The sequence below is a fragment of the Picosynechococcus sp. PCC 8807 genome (assembly GCF_001693295.1).
Lineage (GTDB): Bacteria > Cyanobacteriota > Cyanobacteriia > Cyanobacteriales > MRBY01 > MRBY01.
In genome coordinates, this window is sequence record NZ_CP016483.1 from 1,604,293 (window position 1) to 1,621,607 (window position 17,315).

Annotated in this window: 21 protein-coding genes; 18 read left to right on the forward strand and 3 right to left on the reverse strand. The window is 47.3% G+C overall.

Annotated features, from left to right (window positions below; genetic code table 11):
- Positions 1 to 70: 70 nt before the first annotated feature.
- The 11 genes from AWQ24_RS07660 to AWQ24_RS07710 all read left to right on the forward strand — a co-directional run bounded on the left by AWQ24_RS07660 (position 71) and on the right by AWQ24_RS07710 (position 9,708).
- Entirely contained in the window at positions 71 to 1,021 is a 951-nt protein-coding gene (locus AWQ24_RS07660) for a glycosyltransferase family 2 protein (RefSeq protein WP_065716453.1), read from the forward strand.
- Positions 1,022 to 1,119: 98 nt separating this feature from the next.
- Entirely contained in the window at positions 1,120 to 1,914 is a 795-nt protein-coding gene (locus AWQ24_RS07665; RefSeq protein WP_065716454.1) for an FkbM family methyltransferase, read from the forward strand.
- 15 nt (positions 1,915 to 1,929) lie between these two features.
- Positions 1,930 to 3,066, forward strand: coding sequence for a glycosyltransferase family 4 protein (locus AWQ24_RS07670; protein WP_065716455.1), 1,137 nt, complete (start codon positions 1,930 to 1,932; stop codon positions 3,064 to 3,066).
- 133 nt (positions 3,067 to 3,199) lie between these two features.
- Complete coding sequence (locus AWQ24_RS07675; RefSeq protein WP_198161435.1) at positions 3,200 to 4,405, forward strand: hypothetical protein; 1,206 nt, start codon at positions 3,200 to 3,202, stop codon at positions 4,403 to 4,405.
- 54 nt (positions 4,406 to 4,459) lie between these two features.
- The gene (locus AWQ24_RS07680; protein ID WP_198161437.1) at positions 4,460 to 5,545 is read left to right on the forward strand and encodes a glycosyltransferase; all 1,086 of its coding nucleotides are present in this window, start codon (positions 4,460 to 4,462) and stop codon (positions 5,543 to 5,545) included.
- A 30-nt stretch (positions 5,546 to 5,575) separates the two neighbouring features.
- Positions 5,576 to 6,757, forward strand: a complete 1,182-nt coding sequence (locus AWQ24_RS07685) for a glycosyltransferase (protein ID WP_065716458.1) — start codon at positions 5,576 to 5,578, stop codon at positions 6,755 to 6,757.
- Positions 6,750 to 7,550, forward strand: coding sequence for a glycosyltransferase family 2 protein (locus AWQ24_RS07690; protein ID WP_065716459.1), 801 nt, complete (start codon positions 6,750 to 6,752; stop codon positions 7,548 to 7,550). Before AWQ24_RS07685 ends, AWQ24_RS07690 begins: the two co-directional genes overlap by 8 nt.
- Before the next feature lie 36 nt (positions 7,551 to 7,586).
- Entirely contained in the window at positions 7,587 to 8,186 is a 600-nt protein-coding gene (locus tag AWQ24_RS07695; protein WP_065716460.1) for a YdcF family protein, read from the forward strand.
- A 35-nt stretch (positions 8,187 to 8,221) separates the two neighbouring features.
- Positions 8,222 to 8,611 carry a hypothetical protein gene (locus tag AWQ24_RS07700; protein ID WP_065716461.1) on the forward strand — a complete coding sequence of 130 codons (390 nt, stop codon included), beginning with the start codon at positions 8,222 to 8,224 and terminating at the stop codon, positions 8,609 to 8,611.
- Between the two features lie 33 nt (positions 8,612 to 8,644).
- A complete protein-coding gene (locus tag AWQ24_RS07705; RefSeq protein WP_065716462.1) occupies positions 8,645 to 9,055 on the forward strand; it encodes a hypothetical protein in 411 nt (136 codons plus the stop codon).
- A gap of 17 nt (positions 9,056 to 9,072) precedes the next feature.
- The gene (locus AWQ24_RS07710) at positions 9,073 to 9,708 is read left to right on the forward strand and encodes a putative colanic acid biosynthesis acetyltransferase (RefSeq protein WP_315862299.1); all 636 of its coding nucleotides are present in this window, start codon (positions 9,073 to 9,075) and stop codon (positions 9,706 to 9,708) included.
- Here AWQ24_RS07710 and obgE read toward each other — a convergent pair.
- Complete coding sequence (gene obgE, locus AWQ24_RS07715; RefSeq protein WP_065717334.1) at positions 9,671 to 10,735, reverse strand: GTPase ObgE; 1,065 nt, start codon at positions 10,733 to 10,735, stop codon at positions 9,671 to 9,673. The genes AWQ24_RS07710 and obgE overlap by 38 nt on opposite strands.
- A gap of 153 nt (positions 10,736 to 10,888) precedes the next feature.
- Here obgE and AWQ24_RS07720 point away from each other — a divergent pair, with 153 nt between their 5' ends.
- From AWQ24_RS07720 to mreD, 6 genes are all read left to right on the forward strand, one after another.
- A complete protein-coding gene (locus tag AWQ24_RS07720) occupies positions 10,889 to 11,347 on the forward strand; it encodes a hypothetical protein (protein ID WP_012307136.1) in 459 nt (152 codons plus the stop codon).
- On the forward strand, positions 11,337 to 12,212 hold the full coding sequence (locus tag AWQ24_RS07725) for an ABC transporter permease (protein WP_065716463.1): 876 nt from the start codon (positions 11,337 to 11,339) through the stop codon (positions 12,210 to 12,212). Before AWQ24_RS07720 ends, AWQ24_RS07725 begins: the two co-directional genes overlap by 11 nt.
- A 51-nt stretch (positions 12,213 to 12,263) precedes the next feature.
- Entirely contained in the window at positions 12,264 to 12,533 is a 270-nt protein-coding gene (locus AWQ24_RS07730) for a TIGR02450 family Trp-rich protein (protein WP_030008139.1), read from the forward strand.
- Between the two features lie 236 nt (positions 12,534 to 12,769).
- The gene (locus AWQ24_RS07735) at positions 12,770 to 13,819 is read left to right on the forward strand and encodes a rod shape-determining protein (RefSeq protein WP_012307139.1); all 1,050 of its coding nucleotides are present in this window, start codon (positions 12,770 to 12,772) and stop codon (positions 13,817 to 13,819) included.
- A 32-nt stretch (positions 13,820 to 13,851) separates the two neighbouring features.
- Positions 13,852 to 14,652: a rod shape-determining protein MreC gene (gene mreC, locus AWQ24_RS07740; protein WP_062434141.1), complete on the forward strand. Its 801-nt coding sequence runs from the start codon at positions 13,852 to 13,854 to the stop codon at positions 14,650 to 14,652.
- Positions 14,633 to 15,175: a rod shape-determining protein MreD gene (gene mreD / locus AWQ24_RS07745; RefSeq protein WP_045442536.1), complete on the forward strand. Its 543-nt coding sequence runs from the start codon at positions 14,633 to 14,635 to the stop codon at positions 15,173 to 15,175. The genes mreC and mreD overlap by 20 nt, the downstream gene beginning before the upstream one ends.
- Here the strand turns inward: mreD and AWQ24_RS07750 are convergent.
- The gene (locus AWQ24_RS07750; protein ID WP_045442534.1) at positions 15,148 to 15,978 is read right to left on the reverse strand and encodes an HAD family hydrolase; all 831 of its coding nucleotides are present in this window, start codon (positions 15,976 to 15,978) and stop codon (positions 15,148 to 15,150) included. The two genes, mreD and AWQ24_RS07750, sit on opposite strands and share 28 nt — an antisense overlap.
- Positions 15,979 to 16,284: 306 nt before the next feature.
- Here AWQ24_RS07750 and AWQ24_RS07755 point away from each other — a divergent pair, with 306 nt between their 5' ends.
- Positions 16,285 to 16,692: a hypothetical protein gene (locus AWQ24_RS07755; protein ID WP_012307143.1), complete on the forward strand. Its 408-nt coding sequence runs from the start codon at positions 16,285 to 16,287 to the stop codon at positions 16,690 to 16,692.
- Here AWQ24_RS07755 and AWQ24_RS07760 read toward each other — a convergent pair.
- Positions 16,689 to 17,252 (reverse strand): Uma2 family endonuclease, encoded by a 564-nt coding sequence (locus AWQ24_RS07760; protein ID WP_065716464.1) that lies wholly within the window; start codon positions 17,250 to 17,252, stop codon positions 16,689 to 16,691. The two genes, AWQ24_RS07755 and AWQ24_RS07760, sit on opposite strands and share 4 nt — an antisense overlap.
- Positions 17,253 to 17,315 lie beyond the last annotated feature (63 nt).

Genomic DNA, 17,315 nt, shown 5'->3' on the forward strand with positions numbered 1-17,315 from the left:
ACTCAATCAAGTGGAAATCTTGGGCGAATAAATGTATTATTTGCTAACAAAAATTTAATTAAATAAAGTTATGAAATTTCACGCACTTTTACCTGTTCGAGATGAAGCCGATATTATTGGTCAATGTTTACAAAACCTCTTAACATGGGCGGATTCAATTTATGTTTTTGATACTGGTAGTGTTGATAATTCTTGGGAAATTGTTCAAGACTTTGTCAGTAAAGATAAGCGAATTGTTCCCATCCGTAAAGAGCCTGTTTATTTCTCGGATACGAGGTTAAGGGGTTATATGTTTAATGTTGCTCGACAACAGATGCAGGACGGAGATTGGTTTTTGCGAGTGGATGCTGATGAGTTCCACCATATCCTCCCCCCTGAGTTTGTTAAAACTTATCTCAAACCCCATGAAACCATTGTTTATCATCAATATTATGATTTCCAATTTACCAAAGCTGAGTTAAAAGCATGGGAAGAAGGGAAAGAAACTTTAGCGGATAGGCAACGCCCCATTGAGCAACGTCGTCGCTATTTTACCCCTAGTATTTACAGTGAGCCTCGTCTTTGTAAATATCGCAGTACCATGCAATGGTCAGAGGCGGTTTCGTTTCCTTACAATGCGGGATTCTTGGCAAAGGAGCGATTACCCATTCGTCACTATCCTCACCGAGATCCCGTACAATTAGCTAGACGTTATAAATTAAGGGCAATTATGATGGCGGATGAAACCAATCGTAAAAACTGGAAAAGACCGGAACAACATCATTGGTCAGAGGCGGATTGGCGTAAAGTGGTAATGAGTAACAATAACCCAGATCTCAAATATTGGAACGAAGGGGAGGAGTTGCCCCGTTATCAGTTCAGCAATCATTTAAGATCCGCCCATATTCGGTTAGCCCAGAGACTTGTTCATTCTTTTCTGTTACCGATTTTAGATGCTAAACGTCCTCGTTTTTCCTTAGATGTGCAACCTCAACCCATTTCAGAAGATGTTCAGCAATTATTAATTCAAGAGCTTTCTTGAACCAATTTATACAACTATGAATGTAAAATTAACGATTGCAGTTTCTACATAGGCAAAAGCTCCTCCACTGCAAAAATCAATAAGTAATTAAACAGAGTATGAAAATAAAAATCATAAACTTTGTGAAAAAAACAAAGTCTTTACTTCCTGAGTCGTTAAGAAGGCTTTGTTACTATGTGGGGCATTATCTAGGAGAATCACCTTTTAAATCTTATCCTGACTTGATTAACTCTTTGATTAATCTTAAACAGATTGGGTTTAATTCTATCAATATTATTGATATTGGGGCATATCATGGTGAATGGACTGCCATGATTAAAAAGATTTTTCCTGAAAGTAATATTCTAATGATAGAAGCGCAGGAAAGTAAAGAGGATATTTTAAAAGGTGTTTCTCAGCAATATTCTCCGAATGTATTTTATGAAATGGCGCTTTTAAGTTCTGAAGATGAGCAAGAAGTGCGGTTCGTAGAAATGGAAACAGGTAGCTCGGTCTTTGAAGAATCAAGTCCTTACGAAAGAGATTACATAAGTAAAAAAACAGTTACACTAGACACGCTTTTGAAAAATCATCCTGACTTTCAGTGTGCTGACTTCTTGAAAATTGATGTTCAAGGTTATGAATTGGAAGTGTTGAGGGGTGCTAAAAAACTACTGGAAAAAGTAGAACTTGTTTTGATGGAAGTATCTCTGATTCCCGTAAATAAGGGTTGCCCAATTATGTCTGAAGTTATTTCCTTCATGGCAGGACATGATTTTAGAGTTCTCGATTTTTGTTCACAAATTCGTCGAGGTGATGGCTTTCTTTGGCAAACCGATCTGTTGTTTATAAAAAACAACTCTCGATACTTACCGAGAACAACGCTTGATAAGGATAATTGGGTATCCACTTAATTTTTGTTAACATTTATGAATAAATTAAAAATTTATCTTGTTTGTACTGGTGTTGGTATTATCAATCGTGGGATCGAAACCTTTGCTCGTGAATGTTTTGATGGTTTAAAAAACATCGAAGAATTAGACATTACCTTATTTAAGGGAGCAGGGGAGGAAAAGCCGAAAGAAAAAGTTTTGTGGAATATTTCCCGTGAAAGCAATTTAGCAAATTTTTTAGGTAAAACTGTTAACCGAAATGGTTATGTAGTGGAACAATTATCTTCTTTTCTTCCTTTTGTGCAAGAGATCAGAAAAGGAAAACCTGATCTAATTTTTTATAGTGATTCTAACTTAGGGTTTCAGCTTTACCGTTGGCGACAGCAAATCGGTGTCCCCTATAAGTTACTTTTTTCCAATGGTGCCCCCTGTAGTCCTCCTTTTAATCGTACTGACTTTGTCCATCAGGTCGCTCCTTTATATCGAGACAAGGCATTAGACGCAGGGGAGTCCCCTGAAAAACATATTCTAGTTCCCTACGGCATTAATGTGCCCAGTGATGAATTAATTGGCGCTCAAACTACTGTAAATAATTTACGCAAAAAACTAGGATTACCCATTGATCAAAAAATCGTTATTAGTGTGGGGGCAATTGACCCCAATAGCCATAAAAGGATGGATTATCTGGTTGAGGAAATGGCGATGCTCCCCGAACCTCGTCCTTATCTGGTAATACTCGGACATATGCCCCCCGAAAGTAAAACCATAATTGAACAGGCTGATAAATTATTAGGGAAAGAAAACTATACCGCTCGTTCTGTCAAACCTGAAGATGTAAAAGATTATTACCAAGTAGCAGATATCTTTACTTTAGCTTCCTTGAGCGAAGGATTTGGGCGCGTATTCCTCGAAGCCTTAATCTATGGTTTGCCTTGCATTGTCCATGATCATCCCGTGATGCGCTACGTCCTAAAATCCCATGGCATATTTACTGATTTATCAATACCGGGTAATTTGTCGGCTAAATTAACAGAAGTTATGAATGATTTTCCTAACTTACAAAAAGAGAGACGTGAGCGACGCAGGTATGTGGAGACCACTTTCGGTTGGTCAGCGCTTGCACCCCACTATCTAAAAATGTTTCATTGTTGTTTGGAGGGTTCTGCACCCTAAATCTAACAACAGCTTACAGAATTCATACATTTAAATGACAAATATCTGGGTCATTTGCCTAATCGGGCTTTGCATTGCTTTACTTCTGTGGGGGTTAGTCAAACGCGATCGCGTCTTACAATACCCGTTTTTCATGGGAGGGATCTTTCTCTCATTTCTGGTACCCCAGGCGATCGCCCTGACGAATAATCCTAGTTTTGTCAGCCCCCAAGCAGTTGATCGCATTCTCATCCATAGCTGTTTATGTGTAGCAATGTGCTGGTTGGGTTACCTCTTTAAACCAAAACTAAAATGGCTTGCCAAAATCAATGTCCCCATGGATATCAGAAGGCTAACTCAAGCCGCATGGGTATTAGTTCTGTTTGGCAGAGTATGCTCTTTTCTTTTAGGACAAATTACAATTCAAACGACGGGAGCCGGTACTTGGACAGGGCCAGCCACTATTTTGCTCTTTTTTTCCCAGACATCTCTAATTGGAGCCGCCATTCTACTTATCGTTGCCCTTGGCGATCGCTATCGTCCTTGGGTTAATCTTCTGGGCGTTGGTATTGCTCTCTGGCCGACGTTATTTTCTGTGATTGAATATGGTCGTCGTCAGCCAACCGCGACTGTTCTGATCATCATTGGCCTAGGATTATATTTTACGCGCAATATCACTCCACCTCGATGGTTAGTGCTCGGACTTGTTATTTTATCTGCATCTCTGATTCCTCTCATTGGCCAGTTACGAGGTGGCTTTTGGGATGCGCTATTCACGGGAAACTTAGCGATTAATGACTTGCGTTTAGCGTTCAACAATCTTTTAGAAGGACAAACATTAGAACTACGCAACGCAGCGCTGATCGCTGAAGCAGCAAGTCGAACAAATCAATATGGTTATGGCACCGGATTTTGGAACAGCATTGTTTTTCAATATGTTCCCGGACAGCTTGTCGGCTACGATGTGAAGGAATTTTTATATATTAATTTAACTAATTTCAGCCTAACTGATTTATTTGGCTATGATACTCCCACCGGCACAACGCTCACAGGGGTCGGCGATTCGTTCCGAGAATTTAGTTATTTTGGTTGCTTCATTTTTGCGCTCATCGCCTATTGGTTCAAAAATCTCTGGGTTGCTGCTGTCTCTTTCCGAAGCATCTACAGCCAGATTTTATATATTGGCCTGGTCAGTCCCGCTTTGGTCGGCCTAACCCATGGCATTGGCCGCTTTCTACAAGAAGCCATCTTTCAGGTCATCCTGATCACTCTTGTCTCCCGGTATGCCAGACAAAAAAATGCTGATCCTCCCCAATGGATTGCAGCTCAGTCCACCTCTGAACAATCCCTACATCAATAGATAATGAAGATCGCTGTTTTATTTGCAAATTATGGGCCGTACCATATTGCTCGATTGAGTGCAGCATCTCGACTGAGCCAGACATCTTCTCAATCTATCATCGGCATTGAGCTAGCCCGCCAAGAAAATGAATATCCTTGGCACACAACGACTGATGAGCTTCCATTCAAGCTTTATTCCGTTGTGACAGGTCAACCCCTAGAGACAATCTCGAACCGTAAGCTATGTGTCCAACTGTGGCGATTACTCCATGAGCTTTCCCCTGATGTTGTGGCGATCGCCGGTTATTCTCGACCAGCAATGTTGACAGCCCTACTCTGGTGCCGGCAACAGGGTAAACCAGCCATCCTAATGTCTGAAACCACTGAATATGATTTCACCCGAAAGCCGATTCGGGAATTTATTAAACGTTTAATTGTCCAGCAGTTTTCCTCAGCACTGGTCGGAGGAAAACCCCATACTCGATATCTAATCAAATTGGGCATGGCTTCTGAAAAGATTTTCCCTGGCTACGATGTAGTTGACAATAGCGTTTTCCATCCCGATAAGATTAAACTCTTATCTGAACCACTCTCCACGCCCTACTTCCTCAGTATTAACCGCTTTGTCAGAAAAAAAAATTTACCCTTACTCATTACTGCCTATGGCCAATATCTTCAACAAGCAAGAAAAAATGCATGGGACTTAGTGCTCTGTGGTGACGGAGAATTGCGTCCTCAGATAGAAATTCTAATTAAGCAATATCAATTAGAAAATCATGTTCATCTACCTGGCTTTCTCCAGCAAGAAGAACTTCTCCCCTACTTTGCCCATGCCCAGTGCTTTATCCATGCCAGCACTACTGAGCAATGGGGATTGGTGGTAAATGAAGCGATGGCTGCCGGTTTGCCGGTGCTGGTGTCTAACCGTTGTGGTTGCTTTGAAGACTTGGTGCTCGAAAGAATCAATGGCTTTGGCTTTGACCCCGAAAATCAACAACAATTAACCAACCTCATGCTAAAAATGAGTTCGGGAGAGGTTGATTTAGACGCCATGGGTCAAGCTTCCCTCAAACACATTCAGAAATATTCTCCCGACTACTTTGCCCAAGGCCTCAAGCAAGCTATTGACTGCGCCCTTAGCCAACGGAGTCCCAAGTAAGCAGAGAGCAGTCCATTAACGCCTAAAAATATGAAAATCCTCACGGTCATTCCAGCCATTGGCAGTGTTTATGGTGGCCCCTCCAAAAGCGTGATTGAATTAGCCGAAGCTCTGGCCCAGCAAGGTATTAGCGTGGATTTAATTACCACCAATGCCAACGGCGACCAAACCCTAGACGTTCCCCTCCACACCTGGACTGAATGTAACAATATCCGCATCCAGTACTTTCCGTATCTGGGCTGGCAGGACTATAAATGGAGCTTTGCCCTGGGAAAATCGCTATTCCAGCATATTAAAGACTATGATTTGGTTCACATTAATGCGGTTTTTTCCCTCACCAACTTACCAGCTTACTGGGCTTGCCAGTTTCATCAGGTGCCCTACATTGTTACCCCCCGTGGCATGCTCGAACCCTGGGCGTTGTCCTATAAAGCCAGGAAAAAACGTATTTACTTTAACCTTCTGGAGCGTCCTGCCCTACAAAAAGCCAGTGCAATTCAAGTTTTAGCGGCCAGCGAAGCTGAACGAATTTACCCTCTCGATTTGGTAGCTCCCCTAGTGACCGTGCCCAATGGCATCCATCGGCATCATTTTGATCCCCCTGCAACTGCTGAGCGATTCTGGCGAGAATTCCCTCACCTACAAGACAAACAGTTGATCCTCTTCCTGGGGCGTATTGATCCGAAAAAAGGACTAGATTTGTTGGCCCCTGCCTTTGCTCAAATCCAGCAACAGTTCCCCGATAGCCATCTGGTTGTTGCTGGCCCCGATAACATCGGTTATTTACCCATCGCCAAAAAACTTTTCCGGGACGCGGGTTGTCAAGACGCGGCTACCTTTACAGGGATGCTTAATGGTGATCTCAAGTACTCTGCTTTAGCTGCCGCTAGTGTTTATGTTGCTCCTTCCTATTCCGAGGGCTTCAGCATATCTATCCTAGAGGGTTTGGCTAGTGGTTTACCCTGTGTCTTTACCGATGCCTGTAATTTCCCTGAAGCAGCAGGAGTGGCTAAAATCGTCCCCGTTAATCAAGCGCAAATCGCTCAGGCGCTGCATTGGTGTTTAGCTAATCCAGAAGATGCCTCAGCAATGAGCCAGCAAGCCCGCCAGTTTATTTTTGAAAACTACACCTGGGACAAAATCGCCGCGAATTTAGTCGAAATATACGACGCCATCATCCAGAATCAACCCTTGCCCCATCTCCATGCTTGAGTCAATTACACCACTGATCCTGACCTATAACGAAGCCCCAAATATCAAGCGTACCCTGCAACAACTCCAGTGGGCAAGCCGCATTGTGGTCATTGATAGCTTCAGCACAGATGCTACCCTTGAGATTCTTAAGCGCTATCCCCAAGTAGAAATATTCCAGCGAAAATTCGATACCCACGCCAAGCAATGGAACTTTGGCCTTGAACAGATTCAATCCGAATGGGGACTTTCCCTCGATGCTGATTATGCCCTCACTGATGCCCTTATTGATGAACTCAAAATCTTGTCTCCCTCTCCAGAGATCGATGGTTATTTTATTCCCTTTAAATATTGCGTTTTTGGAAAACCACTGCGCGGCACCATTCTTCCTCCTCGTCAGGCTCTCTTCCGTAAAGGGCGATCACATTACATTGACGATGGACATACCCAGCTTTTAGTGGTTCAAGGGCAGTCTGAGTCCTTATCAAACCCTATTCTTCATGATGATCGTAAATCCCTTAGTCGCTGGCTCTGGGCACAGGATCGCTATATGGTGCTCGAAGTTAAAAAGCTTCAGAAAACTCCCCTATCAGAATTAGGTTGGGGCGATCGCCTCCGCAAACAAAAAATCCTTGCACCTATCATCATCTTTTTCTATTGCCTCATTTTTAAAGGCGGCATTTTCGATGGTTGGCACGGCTGGTACTATGCCTTTCAGCGCGTCTTTGCCGAAACCCTCCTTAGTCTACGCCTCATCGAAGCTGACTTGTCTAGCCTTTCTATGACGACTCGACCCCCACAAAAACTAAACTAGAGAAGTACGCTGACCATCTTTATCAGCCGAAATTCGATGCTGCGTTGCGCAAAAAACTACCGCAAACCGTGGGTAATCTTTACTACCACGAGCCTCATTTTTCTTATTGGGTTTATTCCCGTCCGCTTAATTTTCGCACAGATTCAAGCTCCTACACCTCAAGCCATCCTAGCCCTTGGAGGTGGTTTAGGTCGGGAAGAATTTGCCGCAAGCTTTGCCCAGCAACACCCAACTCTCGATATTTGGGTTTCTAGCGGTCAATCTCGTCAAATCGCCAAGGATATCTTTCAAGCCGCAAACATCAATCGCAATCGCATTCATCTCGATTATCGCGCCATCGATACCGTCACCAATTTCACCTCCCTTGTCAAAGAGTTTGGCGATCGCCACATCCAGCACGTTTACCTGATCACCTCTGATTTTCACATGCGCCGCGCCCAGGCGATCGCCTTCTTTGTTTTCGGTAGTCGCGGCATTATTACCACCCCCATCCCCATTCCCTCCAACCAACCTCACGAAACCCTCTGGCATGTCTCCCGTGATATCGGGCGAGCAATTCTCTGGATCATCACCGGCCGTACCGGAGCCAGCCTACATCCCCAGTTGGGAGCAGCATTTCCTTCAAGCAACCTGTAAGTATTGCACCAAATCAGAAAGGTTAAAATGGGATCATGGTAAGCTTTTTAGCCCTGTTACCCCGTGCCCTCACCACCTTTCTCTATGCCGTTGCCGCTCTCCTGAGGTTCTATGCCAACACCGACACCACCCCAATCCAACTCTTCCCTCTCACCATCCTCCAGTGGAGTTTCCTGGCGTTCGCGTTGGGGACAACGGCTCTCCTGGCTAATCTCGGCCTTGAGTGGCACGCTGGAAATCGAAGCCGACACCGAGAGATTGAAAAACGAGACCGAGCAGCTCAAGAAAGAGAACGAGCGGCTCGCCGTGCTCGAATCCAAAATCGAGGCTTTATTCTCCAAACACGGTATCAACTTACCCCTGGCCGAGAAACCGGAGCAGCTCTAGCAGACTTTCTCAGTTTTCTTCAGGAATATGGGGAGTAAAGAAGGCGATCGCCTTTTGGCTAAACTAAAACCATGGTTAGTTTTCTCGCTCTACTGCCCCGTGCCCTCACCACCTTTCTCTATGCCGTTGCTGCCCTCCTGAGGTTCTATGCCAACACCGATACAATCCCCATCCAACTCTTCCCCCTCACCATCCTCCAGTGGAGTTTCCTGGCGTTCACGTTGGGGACAACGGCTCTCCTGGCTAATCTCGGCCTTGAGTGGCACGCTGGAACTCGAGCAAAGAACGAGAGAGCACGAGCAGAGGACGAAGCAAATCGAGAAAGAGACCGAGCAAATCAAGAAAGAGAACGAGCGGCTCGCCGTGCTCGAATCCAAAATCGAGGCTTTATTCTCCAAACACGGTATCAACTTACCCCTGGCCGAGAAACCGGAGCAGCCCTAGCAGACTTTCTCAGTTTTCTTCAGGAATATGGGGAGTAAAAAGGCGATCGCCTTTTTTGTCTTCGGCCATTAAAGCATTATCACCATCCCTGCCTTTGTTAAAAATTGCTGTTGTGAGTTTTATCCATCTCGACCGCTATACCACCGGAAACTACACTCCCGGCGCTTCCTTTCTAAGGCAACTCTTGTGGTTTTTTATCGGTGATCCTGTGGTGCGAACTCGGTTGATTCCCCTATCCTCTTTTAAAGTTTGGGTATTGAGACGCTTTGGCGCCACCATTGGTCAAGGGGTAAGGCTTAAACCCGGCGTGCGCGTTAAATTTCCTTGGCGACTGACCATCGGCGATCATTGCTGGATTGGCGAAAACACTTGGTTTGATAACTTGGCGCCAATTACCCTTGCTGACCATGTTTGTATTTCCCAGGATGTCTATCTTTGTACCGGTAACCACGACTGGAGCGACCCCACCTTTAAACTAATCACCCGTGCCATCCACATTGAACGGGGCAGTTGGCTGGGGGCCCGCAGTAGTATTGCCCCCGGTGTCACCATCGGCGAAGGGGCGGTGCTTTGTTTAGGGAGTGTTGCCTTGCGATCGCTCGACCCGATGACTATCTATGGTGGCAATCCGGCGATCGCCTTAAAACCCCGCATTATTCATCTGCAATGTGAAGACTGTCAAGATCCATAACTGAGGTTTCGGGGGCTTCATTTCGGCTGATCTCTTTGAGGTGGTCTAAGACGTCCCAAATCTCTTGTAGCAACTGTTCTAGACCGGTTCTGGATACCGCTGAAATGGTCAGAATTTTGTCGTCGGTCAGCTGCCGTAATTCCCCTGTGATGAAATCCGCAAATTCGCGATCGCCTGCATCGAGTTTATTGAGGGCAATGATCTGGGGGAGTTCTGGCAAACCGCGACCATAAGCTTCTAGTTCTCCTTGGATCGTTTCGTAATTTTTAATTGGATCTTCCGCATTGAGATCCACTAAATGCACCAAAACCTTCGTGCGCTCAATGTGACGTAAAAATTCATGGCCCAAGCCCACCCCCTGGTGTGCCCCCTCAATTAAGCCTGGAATATCCGCAAATACCGTGCCATCCCCTGTTGGCCGTTTTACCACGCCTAAATTAGGGATTAAAGTTGTAAACGGATAAGCGCCGATTTTGGGCCGAGCCGCCGACAACGCAGAGATTAGGGTCGATTTTCCGGCATTGGGGAGGCCGATAATGCCCACTTCTGCCAGTAATTTCAGCTCTAGGCGCAGTTGCTTGATTTCTCCTTCCAAACCGGGGAGAGCGTATTCTGGGGCGCGGTTTTTATTACTAAGAAAATGCTTGTTTCCCAGGCCTCCTTTACCGCCTTTGGCGACGCAGAAGGTTTGTCCGTGGAAGACTAAATCACCAATTTCTTCGTCCGTTTCCCGGTCGTAAATCACCGTACCGCAGGGCACATCCACAATCAGATCCTCCCCAGACGCTCCGGTGCAATTATTGGGGCCACCCCGTTCGCCGTCCGGTGCTTTGAAGGTGCGAGCATAACGAAAATCGAGGAGGGTTTGTAAGTTTTCTTCTGCCCGGAAGATTACTGAGCCACCCCAGCCACCATTCCCCCCCGCCGGGCCACCAGCAGGCACGTATTTTTCGCGACGAAAGGCAACGATTCCATCTCCCCCTTTTCCGGCGATAACTTCAATTTCAGCGTGGTCAATAAATTGCATGGGAAATAGAATCTGGTGATTTTGGGCAATCAATTATTATACTCTGCTTTTCCGCCATCGGATGCGCCAGATTGGAACTGTAATCTAGCGGAAGTCTTGGGAAAAAAATAGAATTGTTATGCTAGAGGAAATTTTCGACATTGAGGGAAATCCATGGAACGACGCAGCATCATCGTAAGCTTTCTCGCGGGATGTTTATGGCTTTGTTTGGGGTTATTTCCCTTCAGCCAGGCCTTGGCCCTCACGCCGATTCAGTTGTCTGACTTGAGCTATGAGCGCTGTCCCGCAGAGATGCAGGGAATTGTGACCAGCGGCTCCAATGAAGATGCAAACTGTTTCATGATTAAAGGCAAAGCGAAAAACACATCGGGTAAATATATTGTTGATGCGGATGTGTTTGGGCGCATTTATGATGCCAATGGTTCGCCGACCTTTGAGAATCGCGGTCGTGTGGGCACCATTTTGGAAGTACCACCGGGCATTAGTGAGTTTCAAATCCCGGTATCGGTCGCTGCCAATCAGCCGGAACCCCTCCAACTGAAAAAATTTAAGGCATCTGGGTTTACGTCCCGAGTCCGTCCCTTCTATTACGATAACGAGGATGTGGAATAAGACGCGCAGTTGGCAGCGGTTTCGTCGCAATCGTCTGGCGGTACTTGGGGGGATTGTCCTGGGGGCGATCGCCTTATTGGTTTTTGGCCTACCGCTGATTTACCAGACACCCATCGATGGCATTGACTTTGCCAGAAGTGCCCTTGCACCAAGTTGGGAGCATCCCTTTGGCACCGATGACCTCGGACAGGATCAATTGGCGCGGGTGTTGTTTGGGGGCAAGGTTTCCCTAACGGTCGGGCTGGCAGCGATGGCCGTGGCCATTAGTTTAGGCACTGTGATTGGGGCGATCGCCGGCTTTTATGGTGGCTGGCTCGATCAACTGCTGATGCGCTTGACAGATCTGTTTTTGTCCCTCCCCCAACTCCCGGTGTTACTCCTGGTGGTCTATCTGTTTCGAGAATCCCTCCGGGCGATCACCGGGGCAGAATGGGGCACCTTTCTCCTCGTGGTGCTGGTGATCGGTAGCTTGAATTGGATGGCGATCGCCCGGTTAGTCCGCGCCCAATGCTTGACCCTCAAAAACCGAGAATTTGTGACCGCTGCCCAGGCCATGGGGGCCAATCCCCTCCGCACCCTCCGGACACATCTTCTGCCGAATCTGGTCAGTCTCATTGCCGTCGCCGCTACCCTGTCCGTGAGTAACGCGATCATCACCGAATCAACCCTCAGCTTTCTTGGTTTGGGTTTTCCACCGGACATTCCGACTTGGGGACGGATGCTGTATGATGCCCAAAATTTCGTCACCACAGCTCCCCACATGGCACTATTTCCAGGCTTAGCGATTTTTTTGACAGTGCTCAGTTTAAATTACCTTGGCGATGGCCTCCGAGACGCCTTTGATCCGAAAAGCGCGTCCCACTAAGCTAGAATAAACGACCCCGATTTTAGGGTGTGCTCGAGCATCAATTCAGCCATGGCGAAGAAACAAAAACAACGCTTTCCCCATCTCCTTGGGTCTAAATGGACCGCAACCCAAAAGACTTTCGGTTGGCGACATTTCCAGGTGATGAACCGCCGCAATGAAGGGAAATGGGTGTTTGCCGAATTAGTATCCTCCTGTGACCCTGACACCCGATTTTGGATCAATGCCAAACAACTCAAGGATCAACGACTATGGGAAGCGGGCTGGAAAACCCTCGAAGAGATGAATCAGCCCCCCGAAGTCCCCTTCTGGCAAGATTAGTCATGGCGAATAAAATGCCCTGTAAAATTGGCGACAAATAGGCGATCGCCTTGATCTCTTGATCCCCGCGGGAGCTATCCATAGACGCTAGACGCCGGTGAACAAACATAATAAAATCCAAAAGTTATAATTTTTCGCTAAAGATCCGCCGACACAATACATCGATATAAATCATGTAAATGTGTTCAAGGTTCAAAACCAGCTCAACACACAGCAGATAAGGGGTCAGCGTACAAGTGGGTTTATTTAGTCGCTTTTCATTTTCACGGGACATGGGTATCGATCTCGGTACCGCCAACACCCTTGTATACGTCTCTGGTAAAGGGATTGTCCTTCAGGAACCGTCTGTTGTGGCCATCAACAAAAATAATCAAGAAGTCCTGGCAGTCGGCCTAGAAGCCAAGCGCATGTTAGGGCGCACCCCCGACAATGTGATTGCCATTCGTCCCCTCCGGGATGGGGTAATTGCGGACTTTGACACCGCCGAGGCGATGCTAAAGCACTTCATTAAGCGCGTCCACGATAACCGCAATCCCCTGATTCGGCCCCGGATGGTGATCGGGATTCCCAGTGGGGTTACAGGGGTAGAACGGCGGGCCGTCGAAGAAGCGGCCAAAGAAGCTGGGGCCAGCGATGTCTATCTCATTGATGAACCCGTTGCCGCTGCCATTGGTGCTGGGTTACCCGTTTCTGAACCCACCGGTAACATGATCATTGATATTGGTGGCGGCACCACAGAAGTGGCCGTTTTAAGTTTACAGGGCACTGTTCTGAGCGAATCGGTACGGGTTGCGGGGGATGAACTCAGCGACTCGATTATGCTCTACATGAAAAAAGTCCACAATTTGGTCATTGGGGAGCGCACCGCCGAGGATATCAAAATTCAACTGGGATCTGCCTATCCCACCGACGAAGAAGAACCAATCATGGAAGTGCGTGGTTTGCATTTACTTTCCGGATTACCCCGCACCGTCACCATCAAGGCCCCTGAAATCCGTGAAAGTATGTCTGAACCGCTTTCGATCATCGTTGAAGCCGTGAAGCGTACCCTAGAACGAATTCCGCCAGAATTGGCGGCTGATATTATTGACCGAGGAATTATGCTGGCCGGGGGGGGCGCCCTGCTCAAGGGACTCGATACCCTGATTAGCCACGAAACAGGCATCGTTACCCACGTGGCGGCCAATGCTGAAAGCTGTGTTGCTTTGGGTACAGGTCGTGTTTTGGAAAACTTTAAAGATAAGGATATGGAGCGGGTCTTTAAGAGCCATACTCGCTACGAATAGCCTAGGATGGATTACGTCGTTTTCTTGAGTGAATGTTAATGTTCCGCCGTTGGTGGCAACGCTATGGGATGACCTTAATTTTTATTGGGGTTGGCCTTTCGGCTGCTTTATTTTTGCGCCAGACCCAGGGGGGCGCAATTCAGGAATTTTATGGGCTTTTCTTCCGGCGTCAGGGCAATCTCACCGCCGCTGAAACGGAAATTTTGCTCCAGAACAGTAAGCTGCGGGAACTGCAAAATCGAGTCGAGGAACTCGAAGCCCAGAACCAACAGCTACAAGACTTATTGGATTATCGACAAACGCTCCAGACAGAGGCGATCGCTGCCCCGGTCATTGGTCGCAGTGCCGATGCTTGGTGGCAGCAAATTATTATCGGCCAGGGGAGTCAAGCCGGGATCAAGGTCGGGGACACCGTGACTGGCATCGGTGGACTTGTGGGCAGGGTGGTACAAGTTACCCCCCACAGTAGTCGCGTTGCTTTGGTGAGTGACCTCAACCAACAAGTGGGTGTGATGTTGTCCCGGAGTCGTTTCCAGGGCTACCTCCGGGGCCAAAACGATCCCCAACAGGCCCAGATGGTTTTCTATGAGAAGGTTCCAGATGTCAAGGTGGGAGATATGGTCACCACCTCAAACCTGAGCACCCTGTACGCCCCAGGCCTCCCCATTGGTCGCATTGCCGCAATTGATTTTAATGCGGGGCCAGCCCCCATCGCGACGGTGGAGTTGACGGTACCGCTGGGGTCGCTGGAATGGGTATTGGTGGCACCTTTTGAGCAGAAGCCCTTAAATTTTGAGCTGCAACCGGAGCAAGATGTTTCGCAAACTCCCTAGAGGGGCACTGCCCTGGATGAATGGTTTGGTGAGCATTGGCTCGCTGCTGCTGTGTAGCCAGCTTTTGTTACTCCGCATTCCTGGGATGACAATCCTCGGTTTTAGTCCCCAGTGGCTCTTGATGTGGGTGATTGCTTGGAGTGTGAAGCGGGAGATGATTTATGCTCTCCTGGGGGCGATCGCCGCTGCTTGGATCCATGACAGCTTAATGGTGAGTGCTTTGCCCTCCCACCTTCCAGGCTTCGTGCTGGTCGCCTATTTTGTTTCCCGCTGGCGACAACAACGCTATCTCCAGGAAGACTTTATTATTCTGGCGCTACTGGTCTTCGTGATGACCCTAGCCGCAGAAGTGATTATGGCATTTCAATATCTGCTGTGGGGGTTGGGTTCCCCAGGGATGCTCTGGGGTGAACTGCAACGGATCGGCCTCGCAACGGCAATTTTAAGTAGCCTCTGGGCACCGCTCCTTTGTACGCCTCTGGTGCGCTGGTGGGATTATGTGAGAATGCTCGATAGGCAGTAGTGATGGCCCTGGGGCTTGGGAGAGTGACCATAGCGCTCCGCCAGAAAATGGGCCACAGAGAGAAGATCATTGCAATAATGATCGGGCTGATAGGTTTTGAGGTAGGCCGTATCGCGAATACCACAGGTCACGGCGATCGCCGGAATATTCATATTTTTTGCGGCGATAATATCTGCTTCGGTATCGCCCACCATAAGCCATTGATCGCTTAGTTCTCCCTGTTCGGCGATCGCCTCCTTGAGGAGGGCAGTTTTCACATCCACATTATTCACATAGGCCGTGTGGCGATCGTCGCTACCGTAAATCCCACTAAATAGACGTTTTAGGCCATATTGATCGAGCATTTTCCGCACCTGCTGTTCTTCCCGGAGCGTCACCAGTACCAATTTCACCCCGTAGGAATGGAGTAAGGCCAAAGACCAGTTCACGCCCCCCTGCATTTTGTCGAGGTGGAGTAGGGCTTCATCGTTGACGATGGTGCGGACATGGTCGAGGAAAAAGGCAATTTGCTCTTCCTGGAGCCCGGACTGTATCGCAATTTCGATATCACTGACCCGTTGGCGCTTCATTTGCCAAAATTGGTCTTTGCCGAGGTATTTGAGGGGAATGGCGATGCCCTGTTGGGCGTAAATCTGTTGCGTATGCTGGAGAGCGGCTTGGTACGTACCATAGTATCGCTCCGAAACATCGACCAATGGCCCATCGAAGTCACAAAATAGCGTCAAACGGAGACGTCTTGCGGTGGGAGAGTTCATAGTTTGAAAACGGGCAGCGGTTCTCTGGAACAAGCCTGGGATACTCATGGTGCTTTTCGGTCAATGCTCTATCTTTAGCATGATTTACTTTTGTGGTTTTGTTGTCTGCGTCACACATTTATTGGTGATTTGTAGACTTGTTTATAAATTTGGATAACTTACTTAAACTTTCTTTACAATAGCAAATTTTTATCGAAACAGCGGTAGAAAAAACCGTCGGAATGATGAAAAAATTAGGGGTTGATGATAAACGAAGCTGAATAGTAATGGCGATCGCCTTTTGGGAGCCGGGGAGAAAATCCCAGGGAATGCCACAATAAACAGAGATTTTTAAAGAGAGAGGCCCAAAGTACCATGGCTCAGCTAGAGAAATTGATTCAGATGGCGGAAAATGAACTGACAGAATACAGTACCGACGCCCGCAAGATTGAAAAGTTGCGCCGCAAATTTGCGTTTATGTTGAATCCTCGACAACAGCAGCAGATTAAAGATGAACTTTTGGCCCAGATGCCCCAGGGATTTTTCGGAAAAATGGTGCTGGAAAATCGACAGACAGTCGCTTTACCTTTTTGGGGCATTGCGGGTTTGGGTTTACTGTTCGGCATTTCCCTCCAGCAGCCCCTCGATTTCCTCGCCCCGGCGATCGCCCTGCCCGCAGCCATCCAAATTCAACGCTGGGGTTGGCAACTAGAAGCAAAACGTTTAGTCTTGCAAACCCTTGACGATCTCGAAGCCCGGGCTAAAAATCCGACGGCATCTTAAATGAAGCTTTCGAGACTGGTGCCCCGATACAGTTCTGATATGGGCATTTCAAGGTGGATGCTGGTGAGCTTGACCGGATCAATCGTCCGGTAAATTTGACTCGTCCAACCCTGGGGCGATCGCCGCCAAACCTCTACTTCCTGTTGCGTTTGGGAAATCAAAACATACTCTTCTAAGGTCGTAATCCGTTGATAATCTTGGAATTTTTCTGCGCGGTCAAAGTTCTCTGTGGCTGGAGATAAAACCTCAAGGATTAACTTGGGAAATTGTTTTACATAGCGATTTTGTTGATCCCTGGGGTCGCAAGTGACAAAAGCATCAGGATAATAAAAAAACTGGTCTCGATAATTAACTTTTACGTCCCCCGCAAAAAATCGGCATGGGCCATCCCGGAGATGCAAATTAAGCACCGTTAAAAAATTAATGGCAATGCGACTATGGTCATCAATACCACCGGCCATCGCATAAACCAATCCCTGGCGATACTCGTGGCGAATTGTGCTTTCGGACTCAAGTTCGAGGTATGCCTGAGGGGAAAAACCAGAGGGTAAAGCAATCATGCCAAAAGACTGAAAATCAGTGCTTTAATTGTACCCTGGTTGATCTGGGAGCATAATTTAGCA